20 protein-coding genes and 5 tRNA genes are annotated in these 24,923 nt (G+C 29.4%); 18 read left to right on the forward strand and 7 right to left on the reverse strand.

The genetic code is table 11. The features are described 5' to 3' along the window. Nucleotides 1-2 precede the first annotated feature (2 nt). The 3 genes from HNP67_RS00905 to HNP67_RS00915 are packed head-to-tail and all read left to right on the forward strand — an operon-like array spanning nucleotide 3 to nucleotide 3,590. Nucleotides 3-1,559 (forward strand): IPT/TIG domain-containing protein, encoded by a 1,557-nt coding sequence (locus HNP67_RS00905; protein ID WP_184124125.1) that lies wholly within the window; start codon nucleotides 3-5, stop codon nucleotides 1,557-1,559. Next, complete coding sequence (gene glyA / locus HNP67_RS00910; RefSeq protein WP_184124126.1) at nucleotides 1,559-2,812, forward strand: serine hydroxymethyltransferase; 1,254 nt, start codon at nucleotides 1,559-1,561, stop codon at nucleotides 2,810-2,812. The genes HNP67_RS00905 and glyA overlap by 1 nt, the downstream gene beginning before the upstream one ends. A 25-nt stretch (nucleotides 2,813-2,837) precedes the next feature. After that, a complete protein-coding gene (locus HNP67_RS00915; RefSeq protein WP_184124128.1) occupies nucleotides 2,838-3,590 on the forward strand; it encodes a J domain-containing protein in 753 nt (250 codons plus the stop codon). Nucleotides 3,591-3,643: 53 nt separating this feature from the next. Here HNP67_RS00915 and HNP67_RS00920 read toward each other — a convergent pair whose 3' ends face one another. Both HNP67_RS00920 and HNP67_RS00925 read right to left on the reverse strand, forming a co-directional pair. Then, the gene (locus tag HNP67_RS00920; protein ID WP_184124130.1) at nucleotides 3,644-5,500 is read right to left on the reverse strand and encodes an integrin-binding adhesin P66; all 1,857 of its coding nucleotides are present in this window, start codon (nucleotides 5,498-5,500) and stop codon (nucleotides 3,644-3,646) included. Nucleotides 5,501-5,749: 249 nt separating this feature from the next. Continuing rightward, the gene (locus HNP67_RS00925; RefSeq protein WP_184124132.1) at nucleotides 5,750-7,252 is read right to left on the reverse strand and encodes a lactate permease LctP family transporter; all 1,503 of its coding nucleotides are present in this window, start codon (nucleotides 7,250-7,252) and stop codon (nucleotides 5,750-5,752) included. A 70-nt stretch (nucleotides 7,253-7,322) separates the two neighbouring features. On the opposite strand from HNP67_RS00925, the gene HNP67_RS00930 reads away from it, so the two are divergent. The 13 genes from HNP67_RS00930 (at nucleotide 7,323) to HNP67_RS00990 (ending at nucleotide 18,992) form a co-directional block, all read left to right on the forward strand. Next, nucleotides 7,323-8,540 carry a D-alanyl-D-alanine carboxypeptidase family protein gene (locus HNP67_RS00930; RefSeq protein WP_184124134.1) on the forward strand — a complete coding sequence of 406 codons (1,218 nt, stop codon included), beginning with the start codon at nucleotides 7,323-7,325 and terminating at the stop codon, nucleotides 8,538-8,540. Between the two features lie 4 nt (nucleotides 8,541-8,544). After that, entirely contained in the window at nucleotides 8,545-9,036 is a 492-nt protein-coding gene (cheD, locus tag HNP67_RS00935; protein WP_184124136.1) for a chemoreceptor glutamine deamidase CheD, read from the forward strand. 2 nt (nucleotides 9,037-9,038) lie between these two features. Continuing rightward, nucleotides 9,039-11,018: an ATP-dependent helicase gene (locus HNP67_RS00940; protein ID WP_184124138.1), complete on the forward strand. Its 1,980-nt coding sequence runs from the start codon at nucleotides 9,039-9,041 to the stop codon at nucleotides 11,016-11,018. A 117-nt stretch (nucleotides 11,019-11,135) separates the two neighbouring features. Then, nucleotides 11,136-12,566 (forward strand): beta-Ala-His dipeptidase, encoded by a 1,431-nt coding sequence (gene pepD, locus HNP67_RS00945; RefSeq protein WP_184124140.1) that lies wholly within the window; start codon nucleotides 11,136-11,138, stop codon nucleotides 12,564-12,566. A 130-nt stretch (nucleotides 12,567-12,696) separates the two neighbouring features. Then, nucleotides 12,697-12,769: transfer RNA gene (locus HNP67_RS00950), tRNA-His, on the forward strand. A 23-nt stretch (nucleotides 12,770-12,792) separates the two neighbouring features. Beyond that, nucleotides 12,793-12,866 (forward strand) — tRNA-Arg (locus tag HNP67_RS00955). 79 nt (nucleotides 12,867-12,945) lie between these two features. After that, nucleotides 12,946-13,026: transfer RNA gene (locus HNP67_RS00960), tRNA-Leu, on the forward strand. Between the two features lie 5 nt (nucleotides 13,027-13,031). Next, nucleotides 13,032-13,103, forward strand: a tRNA-Gly gene (locus HNP67_RS00965). A 40-nt stretch (nucleotides 13,104-13,143) separates the two neighbouring features. Next, nucleotides 13,144-14,508, forward strand: a complete 1,365-nt coding sequence (tig, locus tag HNP67_RS00970) for a trigger factor (protein ID WP_184124142.1) — start codon at nucleotides 13,144-13,146, stop codon at nucleotides 14,506-14,508. A 14-nt stretch (nucleotides 14,509-14,522) separates the two neighbouring features. After that, nucleotides 14,523-15,107 carry an ATP-dependent Clp endopeptidase proteolytic subunit ClpP gene (gene clpP, locus HNP67_RS00975; RefSeq protein ID WP_184124144.1) on the forward strand — a complete coding sequence of 195 codons (585 nt, stop codon included), beginning with the start codon at nucleotides 14,523-14,525 and terminating at the stop codon, nucleotides 15,105-15,107. 23 nt (nucleotides 15,108-15,130) lie between these two features. Continuing rightward, nucleotides 15,131-16,423 carry an ATP-dependent protease ATP-binding subunit ClpX gene (gene clpX / locus HNP67_RS00980; RefSeq protein WP_184124146.1) on the forward strand — a complete coding sequence of 431 codons (1,293 nt, stop codon included), beginning with the start codon at nucleotides 15,131-15,133 and terminating at the stop codon, nucleotides 16,421-16,423. Then, nucleotides 16,410-18,800 carry an endopeptidase La gene (lon, locus tag HNP67_RS00985; protein ID WP_184124148.1) on the forward strand — a complete coding sequence of 797 codons (2,391 nt, stop codon included), beginning with the start codon at nucleotides 16,410-16,412 and terminating at the stop codon, nucleotides 18,798-18,800. The genes clpX and lon overlap by 14 nt, the downstream gene beginning before the upstream one ends. A gap of 39 nt (nucleotides 18,801-18,839) precedes the next feature. Then, complete coding sequence (locus HNP67_RS00990) at nucleotides 18,840-18,992, forward strand: hypothetical protein (protein WP_184124150.1); 153 nt, start codon at nucleotides 18,840-18,842, stop codon at nucleotides 18,990-18,992. A 63-nt stretch (nucleotides 18,993-19,055) separates the two neighbouring features. Here the strand turns inward: HNP67_RS00990 and rpsD are convergent, their stop codons facing one another. From rpsD to HNP67_RS01005, 3 genes are all read right to left on the reverse strand, one after another. Beyond that, nucleotides 19,056-19,682, reverse strand: coding sequence for a 30S ribosomal protein S4 (rpsD, locus tag HNP67_RS00995; RefSeq protein WP_184124152.1), 627 nt, complete (start codon nucleotides 19,680-19,682; stop codon nucleotides 19,056-19,058). A 28-nt stretch (nucleotides 19,683-19,710) separates the two neighbouring features. Continuing rightward, a tRNA-Met gene (locus HNP67_RS01000) sits at nucleotides 19,711-19,783 on the reverse strand. Between the two features lie 67 nt (nucleotides 19,784-19,850). After that, entirely contained in the window at nucleotides 19,851-21,200 is a 1,350-nt protein-coding gene (locus HNP67_RS01005; protein WP_184124154.1) for a cation diffusion facilitator family transporter, read from the reverse strand. A gap of 121 nt (nucleotides 21,201-21,321) precedes the next feature. Between HNP67_RS01005 and HNP67_RS01010 the strand changes: the two genes are divergently transcribed. Further along, nucleotides 21,322-21,690 (forward strand): hypothetical protein, encoded by a 369-nt coding sequence (locus tag HNP67_RS01010; protein ID WP_184124156.1) that lies wholly within the window; start codon nucleotides 21,322-21,324, stop codon nucleotides 21,688-21,690. Nucleotides 21,691-21,712: 22 nt separating this feature from the next. Here the strand turns inward: HNP67_RS01010 and cdd are convergent, their stop codons facing one another. After that, nucleotides 21,713-22,150, reverse strand: coding sequence for a cytidine deaminase (gene cdd, locus HNP67_RS01015; protein ID WP_184124158.1), 438 nt, complete (start codon nucleotides 22,148-22,150; stop codon nucleotides 21,713-21,715). Nucleotides 22,151-22,267: 117 nt separating this feature from the next. Between cdd and HNP67_RS01020 the strand changes: the two genes are divergently transcribed. Then, on the forward strand, nucleotides 22,268-23,230 hold the full coding sequence (locus HNP67_RS01020) for a DHH family phosphoesterase (protein WP_184124160.1): 963 nt from the start codon (nucleotides 22,268-22,270) through the stop codon (nucleotides 23,228-23,230). Here HNP67_RS01020 and HNP67_RS01025 read toward each other — a convergent pair. Continuing rightward, nucleotides 23,208-24,803, reverse strand: coding sequence for a glycoside hydrolase family 3 N-terminal domain-containing protein (locus tag HNP67_RS01025; RefSeq protein ID WP_184124542.1), 1,596 nt, complete (start codon nucleotides 24,801-24,803; stop codon nucleotides 23,208-23,210). The two genes, HNP67_RS01020 and HNP67_RS01025, sit on opposite strands and share 23 nt — an antisense overlap. Nucleotides 24,804-24,923: the final 120 nt, after the last annotated feature.

Below are 24,923 nucleotides of genomic sequence, written 5' to 3' on the forward strand. Positions count from 1 at the left end.
ATTTGGCTATTTTTTTAAAAAACAAATATTTTTATTTAAGCTTAATTTTTATTATTTTTTTATTTTTATTTGTTTTTTCTGGATTTTTATTTTATTCAAAGCCAATTATTTATGATATATCTCCAATTCCCACTTCACACAAGGACATTATTGTTATTAAGGGAAATAATTTGGGCTATAGTAAAGGAGATATTAATATCAACAATAATTATTTGGTTAAAAGTAGTATTATTAGTTGGAATAACACCGAAATAGTTTTTAAAATTACAGATGAAGTAAATTCTGGGCTTATTTTTGTAAAAGGTGAAAGGGGTACTAGCAACGAACTTTTTCTTGTTATTAGTAGGCAAGTTCCTGTTAAGCTTAATAGGAAAAATACACCTTTTATTTTTTCAGAGGATAAAATAATTTTAAATGCAAATTCTTCAACTTTATTGCAGGGTATGAATTTGTTTTCACATTTTAGTACTATTAAAATTTTTCTTGAAACCAAGGACAAACTTTATACAATTTTGCCTCAAAATATTTTAAATGTTTCTGAGAATAGATTAGAATTTATTTCTCCTAAAACTTTAAATTCTGGTGGGAAGCTTTATGTTTTGTTGGACAATGTTCAAAGCAATAAAATTCCGTTTTCTGTTAAAGATGATTTTTTTAAGTGGACTTTAGGTGGTTCAAAAGAGTTTACAATAATTGAAGAGATTTATTTTAGTCAAGATGTTAGTAGCAATTTTGACTCAAACCCTGAAGATATTAATTTTAATATCTTTTATTTAAGGCCAATTGAGAATGAGCGCCAAAAAACTACAGACCTCGGCAATGAGCATCTTGATTTTAATATTGGTAATTTATTTTTTAAAAACCTTAAGACAAATAAATTTATTTTTAAGACCAGGATAAAGACTTATAAACTTAATTTAGAATTTTTAGATGCTAAATATTTAGAAAGCATTGAGATTAATAGAGATATTAACAATCAAGAGTACAAAAAGTATGTGCAAGACAAAAAAAAAGATTATTTATCTTATAACTCTGTTGATTTAATGTCGTTAGATTCTCTAATTTTATCCAAGACCGATGGTAGTAATTCAGTTTATAAGTTGGCTAAAGCAATTATTGATGTTTTGATTTTAAATTTTAAAATTGTTGAGAATAATTTAAGTTTAAAAGATTCTATTAAAGAAAGAAAAATTTCATCTAGCAATTTAGTAGTTCTTACGAATTTATTATTTTTAAAGTACGAAATTCCATTGAGAAATATAGTTGGGCTTTATTATGATTCTAATTCTCTTAAATTAAATGAGCATTTTTGGTTTGAATTTTTTTTGGCTGGGGTTGGTTTTGTGTATTTTGATATAATAAATGCAGTATTATTTAAGGATAGCTCTAAGTATTTTTTTAATATGTCTGAGAACTATATTCAATATGGATGCAAAGAGGACTATAATAAAAATGAATTTTTTGATGGATATTTAGATTTTGGGTTTTTAAAGTATAAAAGCTTGACAAACGGCTCGTATTCTTTAATGCGTAGGTTTGTTTTGGAGGATAATTTTTAATGGTAGATAATCAAATATTTAATTTAATTGAGAAAGAAAAATTAAGAGAAAAAGAGCATATTGAGCTTATTGCTTCTGAAAATTTTACATCTTTAGAAATAAGGCAGGCTGTTGGGAGTATTTTAACCAATAAGTATGCCGAAGGATATCCCTTAAATCGATATTATGGTGGTTGTTCTTTTGTTGATGAGATTGAAACTTTAGCAATTTCAAGAGCAAAAGAGCTTTTTGGTGCAGAGTATGCTAATGTTCAACCGCATAGCGGATCTCAGGCCAATATGGCTGCCATAATGGCTCTTATTAGCCCGGGTGATAGAATTCTTGGTATGCAATTATCTCATGGAGGACATTTAACTCACGGCAGCAGGGTAAATTTTTCTGGTATATTTTTTAATACTTATTTTTATGGTGTTTCTAGAGATTCTGAGCTAATTGATTATGATGAAGTTCTTAAAATAGCTAGAGATTGCAGACCAAATTTAATAATAGCTGGAGCTTCTTCTTATTCAAGAGAAATTGATTTTAAAAAATTTAGAGAAATAGCAGATGATGTTTCTGCTTATCTTTTGTGTGATATTGCTCATATTGCAGGTCTTATTGTTGCCGGTTTTCATAATTCTTCAATTGATGTGGCGCATCTTACTACAAGTACTACGCATAAAACTTTAAGAGGCCCAAGAGGCGGAATAATACTTTCTGGAAAGGATTTTGATAAATCAGTAAACTTTAATGGAAAAGAGAAGCCTTTGTCTAATGTTGTAAATTCTACAGTTTTTCCTGGAACTCAAGGGGGTCCTTTAGTTCATGTTATTGCGGGCAAGGCTATTGCATTCAAAGAAGCGCTTCAAGAAAATTTTAAAGAATACATTGCTAACGTAATAAAAAACACTAAAGTTATGGCTGAATATTTCAAATCGGAAGGATTTCGGATTGTTAGTGGGGGCACAGATAATCATTTGTTTTTGGTTGATCTTAGTAGCTCGGATTTCACGGGTGCTGATGCTGAGAAATTACTCGAGAGTGTAAATATTACTTTAAATAAAAATGCTATTCCTTTTGATAAAAAGAGCCCTTCTTTGGCCTCTGGCATTAGAATTGGGGGTGCTGCTATTACTTCTAGAGGCTTAAATGAAAGTGATTCTTTAAATGTTGCTAAATTTATTGTTAGAGCCTTAAAGGCAAAGTCTGATATTGAATTAAAACAAATAAAAAAGGAAGTTGTAAGATTTATTAGAGATTTTGACATGCCTTGATTACGTTGGAGGTTATGATCAATAAATGCCAAGCCTAATTAGAATGTTTTTTTTAGTGTTGTTGTTTATTTTTATTTTTAATCCTGTTTTAATAGCAATGCTTTTTATATTATTTCCTTTTGTGTTGATACTATTTAGTTTTTTGGGTGTTTTTAGAATATATTTTACAAGAGATTACTCATATTCTAGATCTAGAGAGTTTGAATTTTATAAACTTTCTTTTTTGTTAATGGCTAAATTGCTGTCTATTTTGGGAACTGTAACTGGAGAGCAGTTAAATTATGTCAATTTTATTATCAATTCTTTGAATTTGTCTGAACGTGGTAAATCAGAATTGTATACTATCTTTCATTCTGCTATTACTAAGAATAATAATGCTGATAAAATTTTGTATACTCTTAAGCTTGGCTATTTTCAGCACAAAGATCTTTTTATATGGCTTTTTGCCTCTCTTAAAGAAATTAACAGGCTTTCTAGGTATAAAAATTTAGAAGCTGAAAAGTTTATCTCTTATGTTGGTGTTTTTTTAGAACTTGAGTCTGATGGTTATGAAGCCTATAAAGATATTAATATTAAAATTGTAAATCCTTATGGTGTTTTGGGGTTAACATATAGTGCTAGTGATGATGAGATTAAAAAGGCGTATAAAGGCCTTGTTATAAAATATCATCCTGATAAGTTTGCAAATGATCCTGTAAGGCAAAAAGATGCAAATGATAAATTTATTAAAATTCAAGATGCTTATGAAAAAATTTGCAAAGAAAGAAATATAAGGTAACATATTAATTATTTTTAAAGATAAAAAGAAGGGCCAAAGCCCTTCTTTTGCTGTTAGCTTCCGCTGTAGGCTATTTTGAATTGCAAGAAAGCACTACCAATAGCGGCATTATTTGTGTTTTTATTAGCAAGTTCTATAATGTTATTTGAATCCCATCCAAGAGAAATTGTTGTAAATCTTATTAGTTTTTCAAGGCTAAGCCCTGTTTTTAAATAAATTTTTGTAGCATCGCTTGAAAGTTTATTAGAAGGCCCTAAAATGTATGCGCCAATATAGGGTACTACATATGCTTCTGTTGAAATGGATGTTATTGGAATTGCATAATCAAGATATAAAGCCAAGCCGAGCTTCATTGCATCTTCAAATGTCAGATTGGGAGTTGTATCTTTTGTTGTTGAACTTTTTTCGGTTTGATTGTTTGAATTAGTGCTTGGGCTTGCTGTAGGATAGTTTTCTACAGATTTTTGTCTTAAAATATCGTAAAGACCGATAGATGTTATCCATCCCAGCCCATTTATAATACCTTTTTTATTGTCTTCATAGCTTGAAATTTCAACATTTAAGCTTTGAAATGAATTTTCGGATATTGTTTTTAATTTTTTTTCTGTGTCTTTAGATCTGTAAAGGTTTTGTCCATAGCTCATTCCCAATGCAACCCCAGATTTTTTACCTTGTGCTCCAAATAGTCTTGTACTGTAGGAATCAGATCCTTTAATTGCCCAGGATTCTTTTTCTCCGGTGTCTTTATTCCAAGCAAACCCTATGCTTGCTCCTGTTGAAAATGCAATGCCTAATTCTGTAGTTTTGCTGAAATTAAGAGCATTTCCATTTGGATCAAATATATTTTCAGCTTTTTTATTAGGATCTGAGGATGCTCCTTCTTTGAAATTCGCTGCTTTTGAGATGTGTCCAAATACGGAAAAATCGCTTGCAAAAGGATCTATCCCAAAATCAGTTCCCATTTGCAAAATAAGATAGGTATTTTTATCATTGATTTTGGTTAATCCAAGCTTATATTGACCTCCAAAAGATGCTAAAATTGCAGAATTTGATAAAGTTGGACTCAATAAATCGTTGCCAATCACGGATTTATCTTTTAAAGAGTATGTTATTGATGATTTATTAAATGTTTCATTTCCATAGGCTCCTGACAAGCCAAAATTTAATTCAAAAGGTGTTTCTGCAATTACAGATTCAGTATCTTCGTTTTGATCAAGTAGATTTTTTATTGGCTTCCATGTTGCTTGAATTCCATAAAGGATTCCTTGATATGTTTTGTTGTATGGAGTGTCTTTATCATTTTCTTGATTTCTGTTGCCCGTGCCTGTTCCTCCTATTGCAAATGTTAGGTCAAGTTTTGGGAGTTTGTATCCCAACTGAATTGTTCCTATGTTTTTAGAAGTACCTCTTGCAAGAATTGTACCCCTTACTATTCTGTCATTGCTTGGGAATCCATAGTAAGTGCTTTTAAATCCAGTCATAGGTGCAAAACTAAATAAAGACTCTTTATTAAAGTCAAAATCTGTCATAGTACTTATTTTAATAAAAAAATCGTACATATTGATTTGGGCTGTAATGTCTCCTACATCAATTTTAAATTGATCACCTTTTTTGCCTTCAGCTTTTAATGCAAGATCTTCTACCTTAATGTAAGCTGAGAATGGATCGTCTTTACCTAATTCGGGATTAGTTTCAAATGGTTTAAGCTTAATGGTAATTTTGCTTTTGTTTTCAAACCCAGGAACAAGCTCATCCATATCTAATCTGAATTCACTTGTGTTTTCAAATCCGAATGTCGGCATCCATGGGTTTATTTTAAATATATCTTTTTCCTTTAATGCGTCTGCTGCAAATATTGCTGCAGTTGTGGTTAAAAATATAATTAACCTATATAAAATGTGGCTTTTCATAATTATACCTTCCTGTTGTAACTATAAACTTTTATTAGTTCTAGTTATTAATTAAACGTATTAATAAATATATTATATACATCCCATTATATACATAATATATTAACATATATTTAACATGTATATAATATTAAAATATTAGGTAAAAATTCAAGGCTATATTATTAATTTTTGATTTTTATATTATTCAAATTTATAAATAAGATTAATTTTGGTATAAATTAATCTTATTTATTTTAAATGATTAATTTATACCAAATAAACTAACAATCCTGTTGCTAAAATGTAGCATAAAGCATAAATTATTGTTTTTGATAAAAGCTTACCCTCTTGTCCAATTAATCCAGCAGTTGTTGTTGCTATTGTGATATTTTGAGGAGAAATCATTTTCCCTCCAGTTGCTCCTGTTGTATTTGCTGCTGCAAGCCAGTAAGGATTTGCTCCGATATTTTCTGCCATTTGTGTTTGTAAAGGTCCAAAAAGAACATTTGAAACTGTGTCACTCCCTGTTAAAAATGTTCCAATAGCTCCAATTAGTGGGCTAAATAATGGTCCAAATTTACCTGTTATTATTGAGATTCCATTGGCAAGATCTCTTATCATTCCGCTATGTGTCATTAATCTTGATATTGCAACAATGCATATGATTATAAATGAAGATAATGCCATTTTTTTCAAGGTTAGTATAAATATTTTTAGCTGTTTTAATATTGGAACTCCTCGTATTGAATAGGATATTATTGTTGCAAGTACAATCAAGAAGCCTGGAGAGATGATCCATTTAAAGTGTAGGGGATTTGCTTCTGGATAAATGCTAATAGTGCTTTGAAAAGTTTTTAGGTATTCGTGAATTTTGTTAAAAAGAGGAGATACAAGCACTATAAATGTTACTATTAAAATGTAGGGTGAGCAGGCGACAATTCCTTTTGATAAGGATATTGTACGTTTGCTTTGGTGATCTTGAGCTTCTTTATTCCCGAAAAACTTTGCATAAACTATTGTTATTGTCATGGAAAGAATGCTTCCAAGGATTGCGGGAAGTTCTGGACCCAAAGTTTTTGATATAAATACTTGAGATATTACCATTGACATTCCTGAGAGTAAGGTAAGAAGGAATATCCCTTTTAATCCTTTAATGCCTCCTCCTGTAAGAATTACCAACACAAAAGGTATTGTTAAGGTTGGAATTATTAGTTGGAATGCAATCTCAGATGAAACAATGTTAACATCTAAGTTAGTTGCTTGAGCTAAAGATGTTATAGGAATTCCTACAGATCCATAAGCGGTTGACGAGGTATTCATTATTAAGCAGATTAAGCAGGCAAAAAATGGTTCAAATCCCATTGCTATTAATATTGATACAGGGATTGCAACAGCAGTTCCATATCCAGCAACTCCTTCTAGAAAGTTGCCAAATCCCCATGCTACTAGTAAGACTATAATTCTTTTATCAGAAGATACATTTGATAAAATATTTTTAATAGTTTCTATATCTTTCTGATCTTCTGACATTTTGTATGTAAATATAGCAGCAATAATTACAGTTGCTATTGGCCATATCCCCATTAAAGCGCCTTCAAGCATTGCAAGGCCTGTATTTACCATTCCCAAGTTTTTATAAAATATAACTATAGCAACAGTGGTTATTAATGATATGGGTATTACATAGTAAGCTGGCTTTTTTATTATGCCAAGTCCAATAATTATTAGGATTATTGGAACCAAGGCTGTTATAAAATCATAAGAATTCATAAAAATGGCTCCTGTTTAATTGTATTATAATTAACAATTAGTAAATAATATATAATTTTAATATTACAACATGAATAGTATCTGTGTTATTAAAAAATTGTTATTAATTTTATTTTTAATTTTTTTTTCACTTTGTGATGATCTTTTTGCAGTTAATTTGGCTGAGATTGATAAATTATCAAAGTATGCAAAATCAATAGTTTTAATGGATTTTGATACTAAGCGAATACTTTATTCTAAGAAGCCCAATTTGGTTTTTCCTCCAGCATCGCTTACAAAGATTGTTACAATTTATACAGCTTTAATTGAAGCTCAAAAGCGAAATATAAAATTAAAAAGCATAGTTCCTATTAGCGATTCTGCTTCATATTATAATGCACCTCCTAATTCTTCTTTAATGTTTTTAGAAAAAGGTCAAATTGTTAATTTTGAAGAGATTTTAAAAGGACTTTCAGTTTCTTCAGGCAATGATGCTTCTATTGCAATTGCTGAGTTTGTAGTAGGCAATTTAAATGGCTTTGTTAATTTAATGAATATTAATGTTTTAAATTTAGGACTTTTGAATATGCATTTTGTTGAACCTTCTGGATACAGCAGTGAGAATAAAATTACAGCACTAGATATGGCCTTTTTTGTAAAATCTTATGTAGAAAAATTTAAATTTATGCTTAATATTCATTCTTTAAAGTATTTTGTTTATCCAAAGAGTAAAAATTTAGGAACCGCTTTATCATCAAAATTTTTAAACTTAAAACAAAGAAATGCCAATTTATTAATACATGATTATCCTTATTCAGATGGTATTAAAACGGGATATATTAAGGAATCAGGCTTGAATCTTGTTGCTACTGCTAAAAAGGGTGAGAGAAGATTGATAGCAGTTGTATTGGGGATTGAAAAAGGAATTAATGGATTTGGAGAGAAGATGAGGGCTTCGATTGCAAAAAATTTATTTGAATATGGATTTAATGAATATTCTAAATTTCCTTTAATAGTAAAATTAAAAGAAAAAGTCTATAATGGTACGGTGGATACAGTTGCTCTTTTTTCTAAAGAGCCTTTTTATTACATTTTAACTAAAGATGAATTTGATAAAATTAATATAAGTTATACTGTTGATAAGTTGGTTGCTCCACTTAGTGGGGATATGCCTGTTGGGAGGGCTATGATTTTTTTAGAAGATGAAAAAGTAGGAGATGTTGCTTTGTTTAGTGGTAAAGTGAATAAATTAGGGTTTTGGCAAGGTCTTTATAAGAGTTTTATAAAATTTTTTTCAAGAGAGTATTAATTTTATGTTAAATCATTTTAATTTTAAATTAAAACGTGATGTTACGATAATAGTTCCTGGTGAAGCTTTTGTTTCAAATAAAAGAGTTATTTCTACAATCCTTGGTTCGTGTGTTGCTGTTGTGCTCTGTGACGAATCAAACAATTTAATTGGAATGAATCATTATGTTCTAGTTAAGTCAGATCTTGAGATATCTCCTGATCAAAGGGGAAGATATGGGGTTTATGCTATTCCTATGTTAATAAATGCGATGTTAGAAAATGGGGCTAATAAAAGTAATCTTAAAGCCAAGCTTTTTGGGGGAACTAATTTTATGGCAAAAGGATCGGTTAAGGTAGGGCTTGAAAATTCAGAATTTGCCGTTAATACATTAAATAAGTATCGTATTCCAATCTTAGCTAAAGATTTTGATCAATCTAAGTCGCGAAAGATTTTTGCTTTTCCTGAAAACTTTAAAGTTATTGTGGAATATCCAGACGGAACAAAGGTTTTTTAATTTTGCCTAATGATGATTTTTTTAAAAAATCTCTCAATCAATTTCAATATGAAGCAGTTACTACTATTGAAGGCGCTCTTTTAATTATTGCTGGTGCTGGCAGTGGAAAAACAAGGGTTGTTACTCATAGAATAGCGTATTTGCTTTCAAAAGGCATTGCTCAGAGGGAAATTTTGGCCTTGACTTTTACCAACAAGGCTGCTAATGAAATGAAAGATAGAATTAAAAAAATTTTAAAAAGTCCTCTTAGCAATCTTATGGTTTCAACTTTCCATGCTTTTGGGCTTTTCTTTTTAAAAGAAAATTATAAATTATTAGGATATAGAAAAAACTTCAGCATTTATGATGACAATGATAGAATCTCTCTTCTTAAAGAAATTTTACTTGATGAAGGTCTTTTTAATAAAAAAGTTTCTTTAAATTCACTTAGTAATGTTATTTCGCTTTTAAAAAACGGTATTCTTGCTCTTAATGATTTAAAGGTAGAAGATTTAAATATTTATAGGCTTTATGAAGAGCGCTTAAGGCTTTATAATTCTTTTGATTTTGATGATTTGATTTTAAAACCAAAAGAATTGTTAAGTAGTAATTCTGATATTAGAAATAAATATTCTAAAAGATATAAGTATGTTTTGATTGACGAGTTTCAAGATACTTCTTTGATTCAATATAATTTTATTCGTCTTTTAATAAATCATAATAATTTGTGTTGTGTTGGTGATGATGATCAATCGATATATTCTTGGCGTGGGGCTAATTACAACAATATGTTGCAATTTGAAAAAGATTATAATGTTAAAGAAATAAAGCTTGAACAAAATTATCGTTCTGCAAAAAATATTTTAGATGTAGCCAATTCTGTGATTTTAAATAATAAAAATAGAAAAGAAAAAACTTTGTGGTCTTCAAAGATGTGTAGCAAAGTTATAGATATTTTTATATTTGAGGATGAAATTCAAGAATCTGAGTTTGTTGCAAGTCGAATCATGCAGCTTTCAGGGCTAGAAAGTTTTAAGTCTAAAAAGATAGGAGTTCTTATGAGAACGAATGCTCTTTTTAAAAATGTTGAGATGATTTTTAGAAGACAGGGCATAAAATATAAAGTTTCAGGGGGAACATCTTTTTTTCAGAGAAAAGAAATAAAAGATATTATTTCTTATTTAAATGTAATAATAAATCCTAAAAGTGATTATGATCTACTTAGAATCATTAATGTTCCAAGAAGAGGGATTGGTAAAGAATATTTGAAAAAAATTAGAGATATAGCAGACAAGAAAGGTTGTTGCATATATGAGGCCCTTTGTGACATTACTTTTTCTTTTGCAAACATTTCTAGTTATGATAAAGCTTTAAATAAGCAGGTCATTGAAAGCATAGAAGATTTTGTTTCTTTTATTGAAGAGTATCAGTATAAATTTAGTATAACAAAAAACGGTTATTCTAATATAATCAAAGAAATGATAGAAAGCATTGAATATTGGGGATTTTTAGTTAATGAGAATCCCAATTCAATCAAAGTAGCTGAATATAAATATCAAAATATAGAAGGGTTTTTAAGTATAATTAAAAATTGGGAATCCAAACAATTTGGTGAATTGAGAGATTTAAGCAGTTTTTTAAATTACATAGTTCTACAATCTAACGAAGTTAATGAGGAATCTGAAAATATTAATATTAATTTAATGACAGTACATTCTGCTAAAGGTTTAGAATTTGATTATGTATTTTTTATTGCCGTTGAAGACAATATTATTCCTCACCATAGAATCATTGAAGATAGTGAGGTTAACTTGGAAGAAGAGAGGCGAGTTTTTTATGTTGCATTAACTCGCGCAAAAGATTCTCTTGTTATTACTATGGCTAATAAGCGGAAAAAAGATAGGCAAATTTTTGATCAGTTGCCTTCAAGATTTATTTCAGAAATTCCTAAAGAATTTTTGAATTTTAATTATTATGCAGATTTTGTTGAAAACAAAGCTTAACCATCATTATTAAATTTATTGAATGAATTTAAAGATTAATTTAGTATATTAATATGAATAATTATAGATTAAATCTAAGTATATTTATGGATTTAATTTAATCAAAGGAAAGTTATTATGAGTATTGTAATTGATTATTTTAAAGAGATATCAAAAATTCCAAGATGTTCAAAAAATGTTAAAGGAATTATTAATTTTATTAAGCAAAGAGCCAAAGAATTTGGTTGTTCTTTTAAAGAAGACAGTGTTGGTAATATTGTGGTGCAGATAAAGTCAAATAATAATATTGATATGCATCCTATTATTTTACAATCTCATGTTGATATGGTTTGTGAAAAAAATGAATCCAGTTTACATAATTTTGAAACAGATCCAATTGAAATTGTTGAAGAGGATGGATATCTTAAGGGAGTGGGGACTACTCTTGGAGCGGACAATGGAATTGGAGTGGCTATGATGCTAGGGATTATGAGTGAAGCGAATAGTTTCCTTCATCCCGATTTGGAACTTCTATTTACTGTTGATGAAGAAATAGGTTTAATAGGCGCTCTTGAGCTTGATCCTAATTTATGTAGCGGCAAAAGCCTTATTAATCTTGATGGAGAGGAAGAAGGCTATTTTTTAGTTGGTTGTGCGGGATCAAGACTTGTTGAGATTGTTTTTTCTCCTAAGTATAGCTTTGTAACGAAAAGAACAAAGGTAGAGATTTTGTTTAAAGGGCTTAAGGGTGGTCATTCTGGAGCAGATATTCATTTAGATTTAGCAAATTCTTTAAAATTAATGTTTTTTGCTCTTTTTGAAATTAAAGCAAATCTTAATTTTGAAATTGAAGGTATTTTTGGTGGAAACAGTAGCAATGCAATTCCAAATGAAGCCAAGGCTATAATCTTTATAGATGATATTGATTATGATTTATTAAATAAAGAGCTTAAACTTTTCTTACTTAAAGTTAAAAGTATATATTCTCTTGAGGATGAATTTGATGTTATTGTTAATAAAAGAGAATTTTCATCTGTTAAAGTTTTTGATGAAGATAGCAAAAATAAGCTTTTAAATATGGGAATGGGATTTTTACATGGAGTTCAAAAAGTAGAAAATTATGAAAATAAGCTTATAAAGACCTCTTTAAATTTTTCAAGTCTTTTAAAAGTGCAAGACGATTATATTTTTACTTTTTTAATAAGATCTTTATTGGATTCAGACAAAGATTATGTTTGCAATCATTTGCAATCAATAAGTGATTTATCAGGGTCTAATTTGCGTGTAATTTATGATGATCCTTCTTGGAAGCCTGATAAGAATAGCAATCTTTTAAAACATCTTCAAGATGTGTACAAAGAGATGTATCTTGAATCTGCTAATGTTTCCTTAATACATGCAGGACTTGAAACAGGCATAATATCTTCTAAGTTGGGGGGTATAGAATCTGTTACTCTTGGGCCTTGGATTGAATGGCCTCATACTACTAGAGAAAGAGTAAATATATCTTCAACTATTAGAGTTTATGATTTTTTGAAAAAAAGTTTAGAAAGATTTCAAAAATTTTAGTTTTAAAAATTTAGTGGTTTATTATAAATTTTTTAATGAAAGCTATAAGGTTTTTATTATTTTTATCTTTTATTGACTTAGGAATTAAATATTTATAAAATATTATAATAATTATATTCACTAGTTATTGGTGGTTGTAGCTCAGTTGGTAGAGCGTCGGGTTGTGGTTCCGAATGTCGCGGGTTCAAGCCCCGTCAATCACCCTTTATCAATTTTATTTTCAACTGCATTCATAGCTCAACTGGATAGAGCAGCGGACTTCGAATCCGAAGGTTGCAGGTTCGACTCCTGCTGAGTGCGAAATTATTATTTATTTAGTAGGTTGTGCATACTTGCAAAAGCTTTTAAGTTTTTGTATACTAGTTTGAGTATGAAGTATGCAGGAGTGGTGGAATTGGCAGACACGCTAGACTTAGGATCTAGTGCCTTTGGCGTGTGGGTTCGACTCCCACCTTCTGTAAAAGTGCGAAAGTAACTCAGGGGTAGAGTGTCACCTTGCCAAGGTGGAAGTCGCGGGTTCAAATCCCGTCTTTCGCTTTTTAATAATTATCAATAAGGTTTAATTGAGGCATTAACAGTGATTTTGAGTAAAGATATTAAGCTTCTTCCAGGTTCAAAAGTTGAGGTTATCATTAGAGTTTCAAAAGGTGTTGTTCAGGAAAAATATAATTCATTATTGCAAGATTATTCTTCCCGACTTAAGATTCAAGGTTTTAGAATTGGAAAAGTTCCTATTAATATTATTGAAAATAAATATTCTGAGGGTTTAAGAGCTACTCTTTTAGAAGAAGTTATTAATAATTCTCTTAAAGAATTTTTCAAAGAAGAAACAAAAATGCCCTTAAGTTATGCTACTCCTACTATAAAGGAAAAAAATTTAAGATTAAATATTGATGAAGATTTTGAATTTACTTTTGTATATGAGACTTATCCTGAATTTAAAATTCCAAGTTTTGATGAGATTGATGTTAAAGTGGAGGTCCCTGAAGTTTTTATTGATGATTCTGACATTGATGATGAGATTAAGAATCTTCAAGTAGAAAATTCAATTATCATTGAAGATGAGGAAGGAGTTGTCAAGAAAGATAGCATTGTTAAAGTAGATTTTGTTGAGCTTGATGACCTTTTAAATGAGATAGTATTAACAAAAAGACAAGACTTTGTTTTTACGGTTGGAAAATCTGAGACCTATTATGATTTTGACAAAGATGTAATTGGCATGAGAATAAATGAAGAGAGAGTTATAGAAAAATCTTATATTGCAGATTACAAATTTGAAGAACTTGCGGGTTCTTTAAGAAAATTGAAGGTTAAGATCAAGAGTATTAAAAAAAGAGATCTTCCTTTAATAGATGATGAGTTTGCAAAGGATATTAGTGGCAGATATAATACGCTAGATGATCTTAAAAATTTTATAAGATCTAATCTTTTAAACATTGTTGAAGAAAAAAAAGAAACTTTAAAGCTAAATAAATTTTTTTCTACTATTTCTGAAAAATTAGAAATAGACATTCCCCATTCAATGATTGAGGCTGAAATTGAAATTGCTTTTAAGGATTCTAGAAGACAAAATAAAAATAATATGAGCCTTGAAGAGTTTAAAAGTATGTTTTATTCGTCAGGATCTATTGGTAGTGATAATTTAAAAGATGAGATTCTTAGAAATTTGAAATCTAAGTTGATAATTCAGAAAATGGTAGATTTAGATCCAATTAAAGTTACTGATAGCGATGTTGAGGATGAAATGGCCAGGCAGTCTGAGAATTCAGGTGTAAGTTATGAGGAGATTAAAAAATTTTATGAAGATCAAAATTTGATTTCTTATTTAAAGGGTGATATCAAAAGGAAAATAGCTAAGAAAAAAATTTTGGAAAATCTTAAAGAGGTAAAGGGCAAAAAAATTTCTTTTAAAGATTTTGTTAATTATAAAATTTGTGAGTAAGAAAAATGGAGTTTATGCATAATTTAATACCCACTGTAATAGAGAGTACGGGAAATTATGAGAGGGTATTTGACATATATTCAAGGTTGCTTAGAGAGCGTATAATATTTTTGAGTGGTGAGATTAATGATACTAAGGCAGATACTGTGATTGCTCAACTTTTGTTTTTAGAATCAGAAGATTCAAATAGGGACATTTATCTTTATTTGAATTCTCCGGGAGGAAGTATTACTGCAGGTCTTGCGATTTATGATACTATGCAATATATAAAACCTGATGTAAGGACAATTTGTATTGGTCAAGCTGCTTCAATGGGAGCTTTTTTGCTTGCTGGTGGTGCTAAGGGTAAAAGAGAATCTCTAGCTTATTCTAGAATAATGATTCACCAGCCTTGGGGTGGAATAAGTGGTCAGGCTAGTGATATTAATATACAAGCTAATGAAATTTTAAGACTTAAAAAATTAATAATAGATATTATGTCTAATCAGATAGGGGTTGATAAGGAAAAACTGGCTCTTGATATGGAAAGAGATTATTTTATGACTTCAAGTGATGCTCTTAAATATGGTCTTATAGATAGTATCTTAGCAAGGGAGTAGTTTTATTTTCGGTAAAAGTTTTTATGGCAAGAGTAAAAGGTCAAAAAGTAAAAGAGTGTTCTTTTTGTGGACTTAGTGTCGCTGAGCTTGGCGGCAATGTTGTTATATCTAATGGAGTAGCGATTTGTCCGGAATGTTCTAAAATATGTCACAATCTTTTTAAAGAAAAGCTGTGTAAGCCATTAGATTCGAAGTCCAACGGTTTGCCAACTCCCAAACAGCTTAAAGATCATTTAGACATGTATGTTGTTGGACAAGAAGATGCAAAAAAAGTTTTATCTGTGGCTGTTTATAATCATTATAAGAGAATATTGAAAAATAATAAATATGACAATGGTATTGAGATTGAAAAATCTAATATACTTTTGGTTGGTCCTACAGGGAGTGGTAAAACTTTGCTTGCAAAAACGCTAGCTGCAGAGATGAATGTACCATTTGCAATAGCAGATGCTACAACTTTGACGGAAGCAGGATATGTTGGTGAAGATGTGGAAAATATTTTGCTTAAATTGATACATGCTGCTCATGGGGATGTTAGCTTGGCTGAGAAAGGGATTATTTATATAGACGAGATAGATAAAATTGCTAAAAAAAATGAAAACGTTTCAATAACAAGAGATGTTTCTGGAGAAGGGGTTCAACAGGCTTTGTTAAAGATAATTGAAGGCACCATTGCCAATGTTCCTCCAAGGGGTGGCAGAAAGCATCCTTATGAGGATACTATTGAAATTAATACTCAAAATATACTCTTTATATGTGGCGGTGCTTTTGTTGGACTTGAAAATATTGTTAAAAATCGAATAAATAAAAGTTCTATTGGGTTTTCAGCAATTGAAAAAAAAAATATAAGAGAAGATACTTCATTAAAGTATTTAGAAATGGAAGATTTGGTTAAATTTGGCTTAATACCAGAGTTTGTTGGTAGGCTTCCTGTGCATTCATATCTTGAAAAGTTGAATAAAGAAGATTTGTTGAGAATATTGGTTGATCCTCAAAATTCTATTGTTAAGCAGTATTATCATATGTTTAAAATGGACAATGTTGAATTGGTATTTGAAAAAGATGCTTTAGAATCAATTGTAGATGAAGCTATTTTAAAAAATACTGGAGCGAGGGGCCTTAGATCTATTTTAGAAAGTCTTCTTAAAGATGTTATGTTTGAGGTTCCTTCGATTGGTAAGGCTAAGAAGGTTATTGTTACAAAAGAATCTGTTTTAAATTCAGATATTAACCCATTAATTTTGGTGGGAAATGCAATTAAAAAACCTTGGGCAAAAGAGTTATATGAAATCAATCTTAAATATGATAAAAAATAAAAAAGAAGATCTTCCAATTGTTATTTTAAGAGAAAATGTTCTTTTTCCCAATATGACATTATGGGTAACTTTTGATAATGAATATGTAATTAATTCTATAGCTCAATCCATGTTAGAGGAAAGATTGATTTTATTTGCTTATCCAAATGAGTCCAATTATGATAAATCTAATAAGGGAGGGGTTAAAAACTTATGCTCTGTAGGTACTTATTCTAAACTTATCCAAGTTATAAAGGCCAGTAAAGATGTAGTAAAAGTTTTGGTTGAGTGTCAAAGTAGGGTTATTATAGGCAGTATTTCAAAAAAAAATGATTATTTGAGAGCCAAAGTTACTTTTGTATCCGATGTTGGTGGATTAAATAGAGAGCTTTTCACCTATTCTAAATTTTTAAAAGAAACTTATGAGGCTTATAGAAATTCTTTATCTTTAAAATCTTATGATACTGATAATGAGCCAATTAATTATTTTGAAAGTCCAAGTAAGCTTGTCGATATTATAGCTTCTAATTCAAACCTAGAAAATAACATAAAATTAGAGCTTTTGCAAGAGTTAAATGTTAAAACCAGAATAGAAAAGTTAATTGTTAATTTAAATATTGAGATTGACCTTTTAGATCTTAAAAAAGATATTAATTCTAAAGTTAGAGCCAAGTTGGATAAGGGGCAAAGGGATTATTTTCTTGCTGAACAAGTTAAAGAGATACAAAAAAGATTAGGTAAAGATGAAAACGATTATATTGACAGGTTGAATTCTAAAGATATTCCGGAAGATGTTAAATCTAAGATTGAAAAAGAAATTTCTAGATTATCTAAAATGCAGATGAATTCGCCCGATGCTAATATTATTAGAAGTTATATAGAATTAATATTAGATCTTCCATGGAATGAAAATACTGTTATGAAAAATCATTTAAGCGAGATTGAGTTTATCTTAAGAAATTCTCATTATGGTATGGATGAAGCAAAAGAAAAGATAATAAATTTTTTAGCTGTTTATCAAATTAATTCTAAGGTTAAAGCTCCTATTTTATGCCTTGTGGGGCCTCCTGGTATTGGCAAAACATCTCTTGTGGAATCTGTTGCAAGATCACTGTCTAGGGAATTTGTTAAAATATCTCTTGGTGGCTTAAGAGATGAGGCAGAAATTAGGGGGCACAGAAGAACTTATGTTGGTTCTCTTCCAGGTGTTTTTATTAGTGCGATGAAAAGATCAGGCAAATCTAATCCGGTTATTCTTCTTGATGAAATAGATAAAATTAATAGTAGCTATAAAGGAAATCCTGAATCTGCTCTTTTAGAAGTTTTAGATCCCGAGCAAAACTATAAGTTTATAGATCATTATTTGGAAATTCCTTATGATCTTTCTAATGTTTTATTTGTTACAACAGCCAATTCTCTTAATGGCATGTCAAAGCCGCTTCTGGATAGAATGGAAATAATTAAAGTTGAGGGTTATTCTTATATTGAGAAGTTAGAGATTGCTAAGATTTTTCTGATTCCAAGCATAATTAAAGAGAGTTTTTTAGACAAAGTTTATATAAGAATAGAAGATGATGTTATTTTTAATTTAATTAGAAACTATACTATGGAATCTGGTGTAAGGGGACTAAAGAGAGTTTTAACCAATTTGATTAGGAAGCTTGTAAGAGAGTTGCTTTATGAGTATTCTAAAGATCAAATCATTAAAGGCAATTTTTATTCACCAAGTTCTTTAATACATGGAAATAATTCGCTTTTTACTCATGATCCTGATATTCCAGGTATTTATAAAATAATCAATATTAATAATTATTATAATTATGTTGATACTGAATATAATTTGGATTTAATCAAGATTGATTCTTCAGGATTTGTTTATGGACTTGCTTGGACAAATTATGGTGGTACGGTTCTTCCTGTTGAGGCAACTAAGTTTGAGAAAACAGGAGACATTATCCTAACAGGTAGTCTTGGTGCTATTATGAAAGAGAGTGCACAACTTGCATATTCTATAGTTAAGACCTATTCTTCTAAGCTTAATTTTGATGTAAAGGAAAGTCCTGAAATTCATTTGCACTTTCCAGAAGGAGCAACGCCAAAAGATGGGCCTTCTGCAGGTATTACCATTGCAACAGCAATTGCTTCAATACTTTCTGATAAGAAAGTTCCTTTGGATCTTGCAATGACTGGTGAGGTCACTTTAAAGGGCTTTGTTCTTCCTGTGGGCGGTATTAAAGAAAAAGTTTTAGCAGCCTATAGAAACGGTATAAGCAAAGTTATTTTGCCCAAAGACAATAAAAAAGATTATTCTAAGCTTCCAGAGGAAGTTAAGGATAATATAGATGTTAAGTTTGTCTCCAGTTTGGAAGAAGTCTTTGATTATTTGAATATTATTTAAAAATATGCATATTTAAATTTACATTTTAGGAGTAAATATATGAAAGATGGAGTTAGAAAGCCTTCGGGCAATAGAGTGTCTTTTAGTGCTCAGCCTAATGTTAAGGGCTTAAGAAAGAATAATAGCTTTTCTTGTTTTGCTAAGAATAATTTGGGTAAAAATTTTTCAAAGGGTAAAAAAAAGGGTAAATAAAAAAAAGTGGCTAATTAAAAGCCACTTTTTTGTTCCTTTAATAATGCAGAAATAAAAGATATGTTATGCTCTCTTAGAATAATATTCTACAACCATTTGTTCATTAGCAAGTGTAGGTATCTCATCTCTTGATGGAGCATGCTTTACTTTTATGTTTAAATCATCAGCATTTACTTCTATCCAAGTTGGCAAATTTCTAAGAGTCGAAGTTTTTTCTATATTTGATCTTATTAATTTTTTTAGGCTGTCTTTTTCTTTTATTTGAATTTGATCATTTGCTCTTAGTATTATTGAAGGGATTGTAACCCTTCTTCCATTTAATATAATAATACCGTGAGAAACTATTTGTCTTGCGTGTGCTCTTGAGATGGCAAATCCAGCTCTGTATACAACATTGTCAATTCTTCTCTCAAGTATTGAGAGCAAGTTGTCTCCAGTAACACCGTGATGTTTTTTTGCTTCTTTAAAAGTGTTGGTTAGCTGTCTTTCGCTTACACCATAAGTAAACTTTATCTTTTGTTTTTCTATCAATTGTTTTCCATATTCTGTGATCTTAACTTTTCTGGCTTTCCCATGCATTCCGGGAGGATGTGGCTTTTTTTTAAGGATTTTGTCGTATTTTGGCTGCTCAAAAATGTTGATACCAAATCTCCTTACCAGCTTGCCTTTAGCTACTTGTTTTCTATTCATCAATTCCTCGCATATTAAAAATAAAGTATAGCAGGGATAGGACTCGAACCTATGACCTTCGGGTTATGAGCCCGACGAGCTACCAACTGCTCTACCCTGCGTCTTACAGTTTAAAATGTTAACATAACTTTATTATGAGTGTCAATTATTTGTTTATTATTAATTTAATTAGACTAATAAATATATATCATTTATTTCTTTATATTCTTGTTTTATGATTTTTTTAATCTCTTGTGTTTTATTTATAAAATTTTTAAAGTCATTTTCTGAATTCAAATTTATTTTGATATAAAGTACAAGTTTGTTGCCTTGATTATGGAAATTAAGCGTTTTAAAGTTTACATGTGAATTTTTTAACGTGTCTTTTACGCTTCTTTTAAGATCTATATTTTGTTTTGAAAGTAAATTGTTTGCGTTATTTATTATTACGTTAAGTCCTTCTTTTATTATGATAAAGCCAATAAATATAGACATAATTTTGTCAAAGCCACTCCACATGTAAGTTGCAAGTAGCAAGCTTAGTGTAATCCCGCCATGTGAGAATATACAGTTTTTATCAGCTGAAGCTAGTGCTAAGAGAAGTTGATTGTTGTATCTTTTCCCTATTTGGAATTTTGTCAAATATTCTATTATTTTCACTATAAAAAAAATGAAGGGGGTTAGTGGTATCCATAAGCTTTTTTTTAGAGATTTATTTGAAAATATTTCTAGTACATTTTTTTTGTCTTCTTCGCTGTGGTCGTGGTCGTGGTTATGGTCGTGTGAGTGGCTATGGGTGTGTTCATATATATTGTCATTTTTATTTTTGTTTTGGTGTATGTGTAAATTAAATCCAGACTCTCCTCCAAGAGTGATAAATTTATTTAATCCGGTTGTATTTAAAAATAGTGTAAATCCTGCTATAAGTATGATTATTCCCATGATAAAAGCTATTAAGCTTTCCATTAGTTTATGTCCATGAGGATAATGGATGGTTTCGGGTTTGCTTGTAATTTTTAGACTAAAGTAAGTTATTGTAGATAAAACAAAGTCGGCCATTACGTGGAAAGCATCGGCAATAAGTGCAAATGAATTAAACAGTATTCCAACAGTAAGCTTGGAAGATATTGATGCTACTTCGGTAAATATAGAGATTATTCCTATTCCCATTACAAATTTATCTTCTTCTATTTCAGATGCTAATTCTTTTTTATATTGAGAATCTTTATGTTCAAATCCTAAGCTTAAAAGCTCTTCTTGTATTTCAGCAATTTGGCATAAAATTGTTTTAAATTTATTTTTTTTGCCGTAGTGAATCAAATTACTAATCATTATTCTTTCTATGCCTTCTGATTTAAAATCATCATCAATATAAAAATGAATTATTTCAATTTGATCAGCTTTTGCTTTTGCTTTAAGATTTGCAATTGATTTTGAATTATTTTCAATATAAACAATACAGATATCTTCTTTTTTTAAAGGATCCACTTTTAAATAAGCAAATTTATGAATGTTTTTTAAGCTTATTACCTTGACCATAATTGTAATATTCTCCTAGTTATTACATAATTTTACTAATGTAGCATTAATGCTACATTCTATCATTTATTAAATTCAAGCTCAATCTTGGTTTTTTAGAGCAAAAGTGAGGGATTATTTTATGCGGCAAGCGGATTTTTTTGTTAAAAAGTGTAAAAAAAATATTTTAAATAACAATGATTTGCACAGTTTAATTAATAATATTAAAAATATTTTTTATGAGATTTTAAAGGAGTTTGACAGAAAGTCATTAGAAAATATATTCAATTATTATTATGAAGTCCATGATCTTAATAATAGTTTATATAGCTTTATAGAAAAATTTGTTCCAATTATTAATTTTTTATTATTTGAAGATTTGGAATATAATTTTAATTCTGCTGAAAAAAAACTTATTTTAAATTTATTTGATTTATCTGCCAATACTCTTGAAAGTGGTAAATTAAATAGGCTTGCGGGTGCTTTGGTTTCTCTAAAGATATTAAATTGACTTAATTTTTTGCAAGTTGCTATTATGTAACTCTTCTTAGCTCTTTTTTATCAAAAGGAGTTTTAAGCAAATCTTTTAATGTATAAATTTTTATTGGTATTTTGTTTTCATTAAATGATTTGGATTCTGTTATTATTATTTTTGTATCTTTATCAAAAAACTCTGACATTACTTGCAGGCATATAGCGCAAGGAATAGATTCAGGACTTGTATTAAGTAATAAAAAATCTATTATTTGTACGCCAACTTTTGCAATCATGTTTGAAATCGCGCTTCTTTCTGCACAGCAAGTTGCTCCAAAACTTGCATTCTCAACATTTGTTCCAATAAAAAAATCGTTTGCTTTAGTCTTAATGCAGGCACCCACTTTGAATTTTGAATATGGAGAATAGGAATTATTTCTAGCTTTTTCTGCCATATAAAATGCTTTATCTATATCTTCTTGTTTTAATTTTTCCACAATTTACCACCTGTTATATTTTATTAGCCATTGTGGTTTATTTTATTGAAATATTGTAATATAGTCAATGTAAAATAAGTTAAGAACTTGTTTTATGGGGGGTTTGCGATCTTTATTATGAGAGATGTTATTAATTTTATTAAAAAATATAATAATTTTATTATTATTGGGCACAAAGATCCTGATTTTGATTGCATAGGTTCGTCTTTGGCTTTATCATCTTTTCTCTCAAGAATTGGTAAAAATTCTGTTTTGTTAAATGAAGGCCCTTTTATTAGAAAAGAAATAGTTCCTTTTAAGGATAAGTTTTTATCTGAATGGCCCAATATTGATCTTTCAGAGTATTCAGTTATTATTTTAGATTGCTCGATTTTAGAGAGGATAGGTGATGAATTTATATTTTATGTAAAGAAAATGCCCATTTTAGTAATCGATCATCACATGTCTGGTGAAAGATTAGAATGTGTAGGCTATATTGATCCTTTTGCACCCTCTACCACTTTTTTAATTGAAAAATTGATCAGAGAGTTTGGATATGATCTTACAAAAGAAGAGGCTTGGTATATTTTAGTAGGATTTTGTACCGATACTGGTTTTTTTAAATTTATTTCAAGAAGTGATCCAGAGCCTTTTGAAATGGTTGCAAGACTTGTTTCAAAAGGAATAAGTCTAAAAGAAGTTTATAGCTATATAGAAGTCACCAAAAGCCTAAAATCAATAGAAACTCTTAAGTTAATGCTTAACAGCCTTGAATCTTATTGGAATGGTAAGGTTTTGTTTACATTTTTATCTTCTTCTAGTTCTGGCAAAGATGGTGGTGTTAGTGGGGTTAATGAGCTTTTTTATATGATTTTAAGCAATGTTGAGAATAATGAAATTTTGGGTATTTTAAAGGAAATGGAGGATGGTTCGATTATAGTTGGGCTAAGATCCAAAGATTCTTTTGATGTTGGTAAATTGGCAGAAGATTTTGGAGGCGGGGGGCATAAAAATGCTAGTGGATTTAGAATTAAACAAGGTTCTCTAGAGATTGTAAAAAATCGAATGTTAGCATACATTAAGGATAATATTTATTTATAATATTTTCTAAAGGGATAGTTCCTTTTGGATCAAAATCTTTAGTGAGTGTTAAAAATCCAGATTTAAATGCCAGAGGTGTTGTTCCATAAATTATTACTATGTTTTTTATCCAATTCAATTTTTTAATATGTTGAGGCGTAAGAGATACAATTACACTTATTTTATCTTTGTATTCTTTTAAATTTTCTAAATATTTTAAGCTTCCGGGTGTTGATAAACTAAATACAACTTGCTCAAATTTTTTAATTAATTTTTTAATTTCGTCGAGTTTTTGGAGGTTGATACTATTTAAAGGATAATAGTTGTAATAATAAGCATATGTATTTTGAAATATTTTTTTGCCTTCTGCAATCATTTTGTAATAAGGAGATATTATAAGGGTTTTTTTAGTCTTAGATATTTCTTTTTCTATTCTTACTTTTGTAATACCCCTTAATGTATTTTGTTCAAAAAATTTTTCACCTTCTTTTGAAGATATTTTCTCATTTTTATAGAATTTAGGATAAAGATCAGATTTATTTTTATTTTCTTTAAAGTATGCTAATTTTATTCTTAATATTCTTTTATTAGATTCAACAATATTGTTTTTTATTTCCGAATCTTTTTTCATTAAGTTTAGTAGCATGTTGTAAGCGTTTTTTTGTATATTTTCATTTAAAGATATTAAAAAAATATCACTTTTGGCTCTAACTATTCTTTCAATTGTATTGTAAATACTCTCATTATTGTATTTTGCTGCGTTCATTAATAAATCATCAGTAATTATTATATTATTGTATTTTAATTTCTTTCTTAGTATATCTTTAATTATTTTTGTTGAGGATGATGCAGGAATATTTTCTCCATTTGTAAGTTTTGGATATGCTAGATGACCTGTCATTATTACTGGGATGTTTTCTTGAATTAATATTTTATATGGCAAAAGTTCATTTAGGTTTATTTCTAGCAAATTAGAATTTATTATTGGAATATCTATATGGGAGTCAAGAGTAGTATTGCCGTGTCCCGGGAAATGTTTTGCAGTAGAAATTATTCCTCCCCGTTTTTGTCCTTTGTAAAAGGCTAGGGAAAGAAGTGATACTATTTTGGGGTTATCCGAATATGTTCTTGGACCTATTGTAAAATTATTTTCATTGCTATATATATCTACTATGGGTGCAAAGTTCAAATTTATTCCAAGCCGACTTAGCTCTTGTGCTATGTAATACCCTGTATTATAAGAATCTTTTGGAGAAAGAGATGCTGTAATTCCAAGATTACCAATTGTTTCTGATGTATTTGATTTTATGTGCTGTGTCCATCCGCCTTCTTGATCTGTTGCTACAAATAAAGGAATTTTAAATTTATTATTTTGAGATACTTTTTGAGCTTTATTAATACTTTCTGTTAAGTTTTCTAAATTTTTTGCGTTCCATCCAAAAATTTTAATTCCCCCAAGGTTTTTTTTACTAATAAAATCAAGAACAAAATTTGTTATTGATTGATTTGGATAACTTATCATGAACATTTGTCCTAAAAGCTCATGATCTTGCATTTTACTTGTCATTTCATTTATTAGTTTTTCTCTTTCCAGCGCACTCCAAAAATCAATGGAGAAGCAGTTGTTAGTTATAAAAAGAATAACAAGATAAAAATTTTTTTTCATTTAACCATAAAATAATAAATGCTAATATATTATCTATGTTTATTAGCA

It is taken from the genome of Borreliella californiensis (genome assembly GCF_014205885.1).
Classification (GTDB): Bacteria; Spirochaetota; Spirochaetia; order Borreliales; family Borreliaceae; genus Borreliella; species Borreliella californiensis.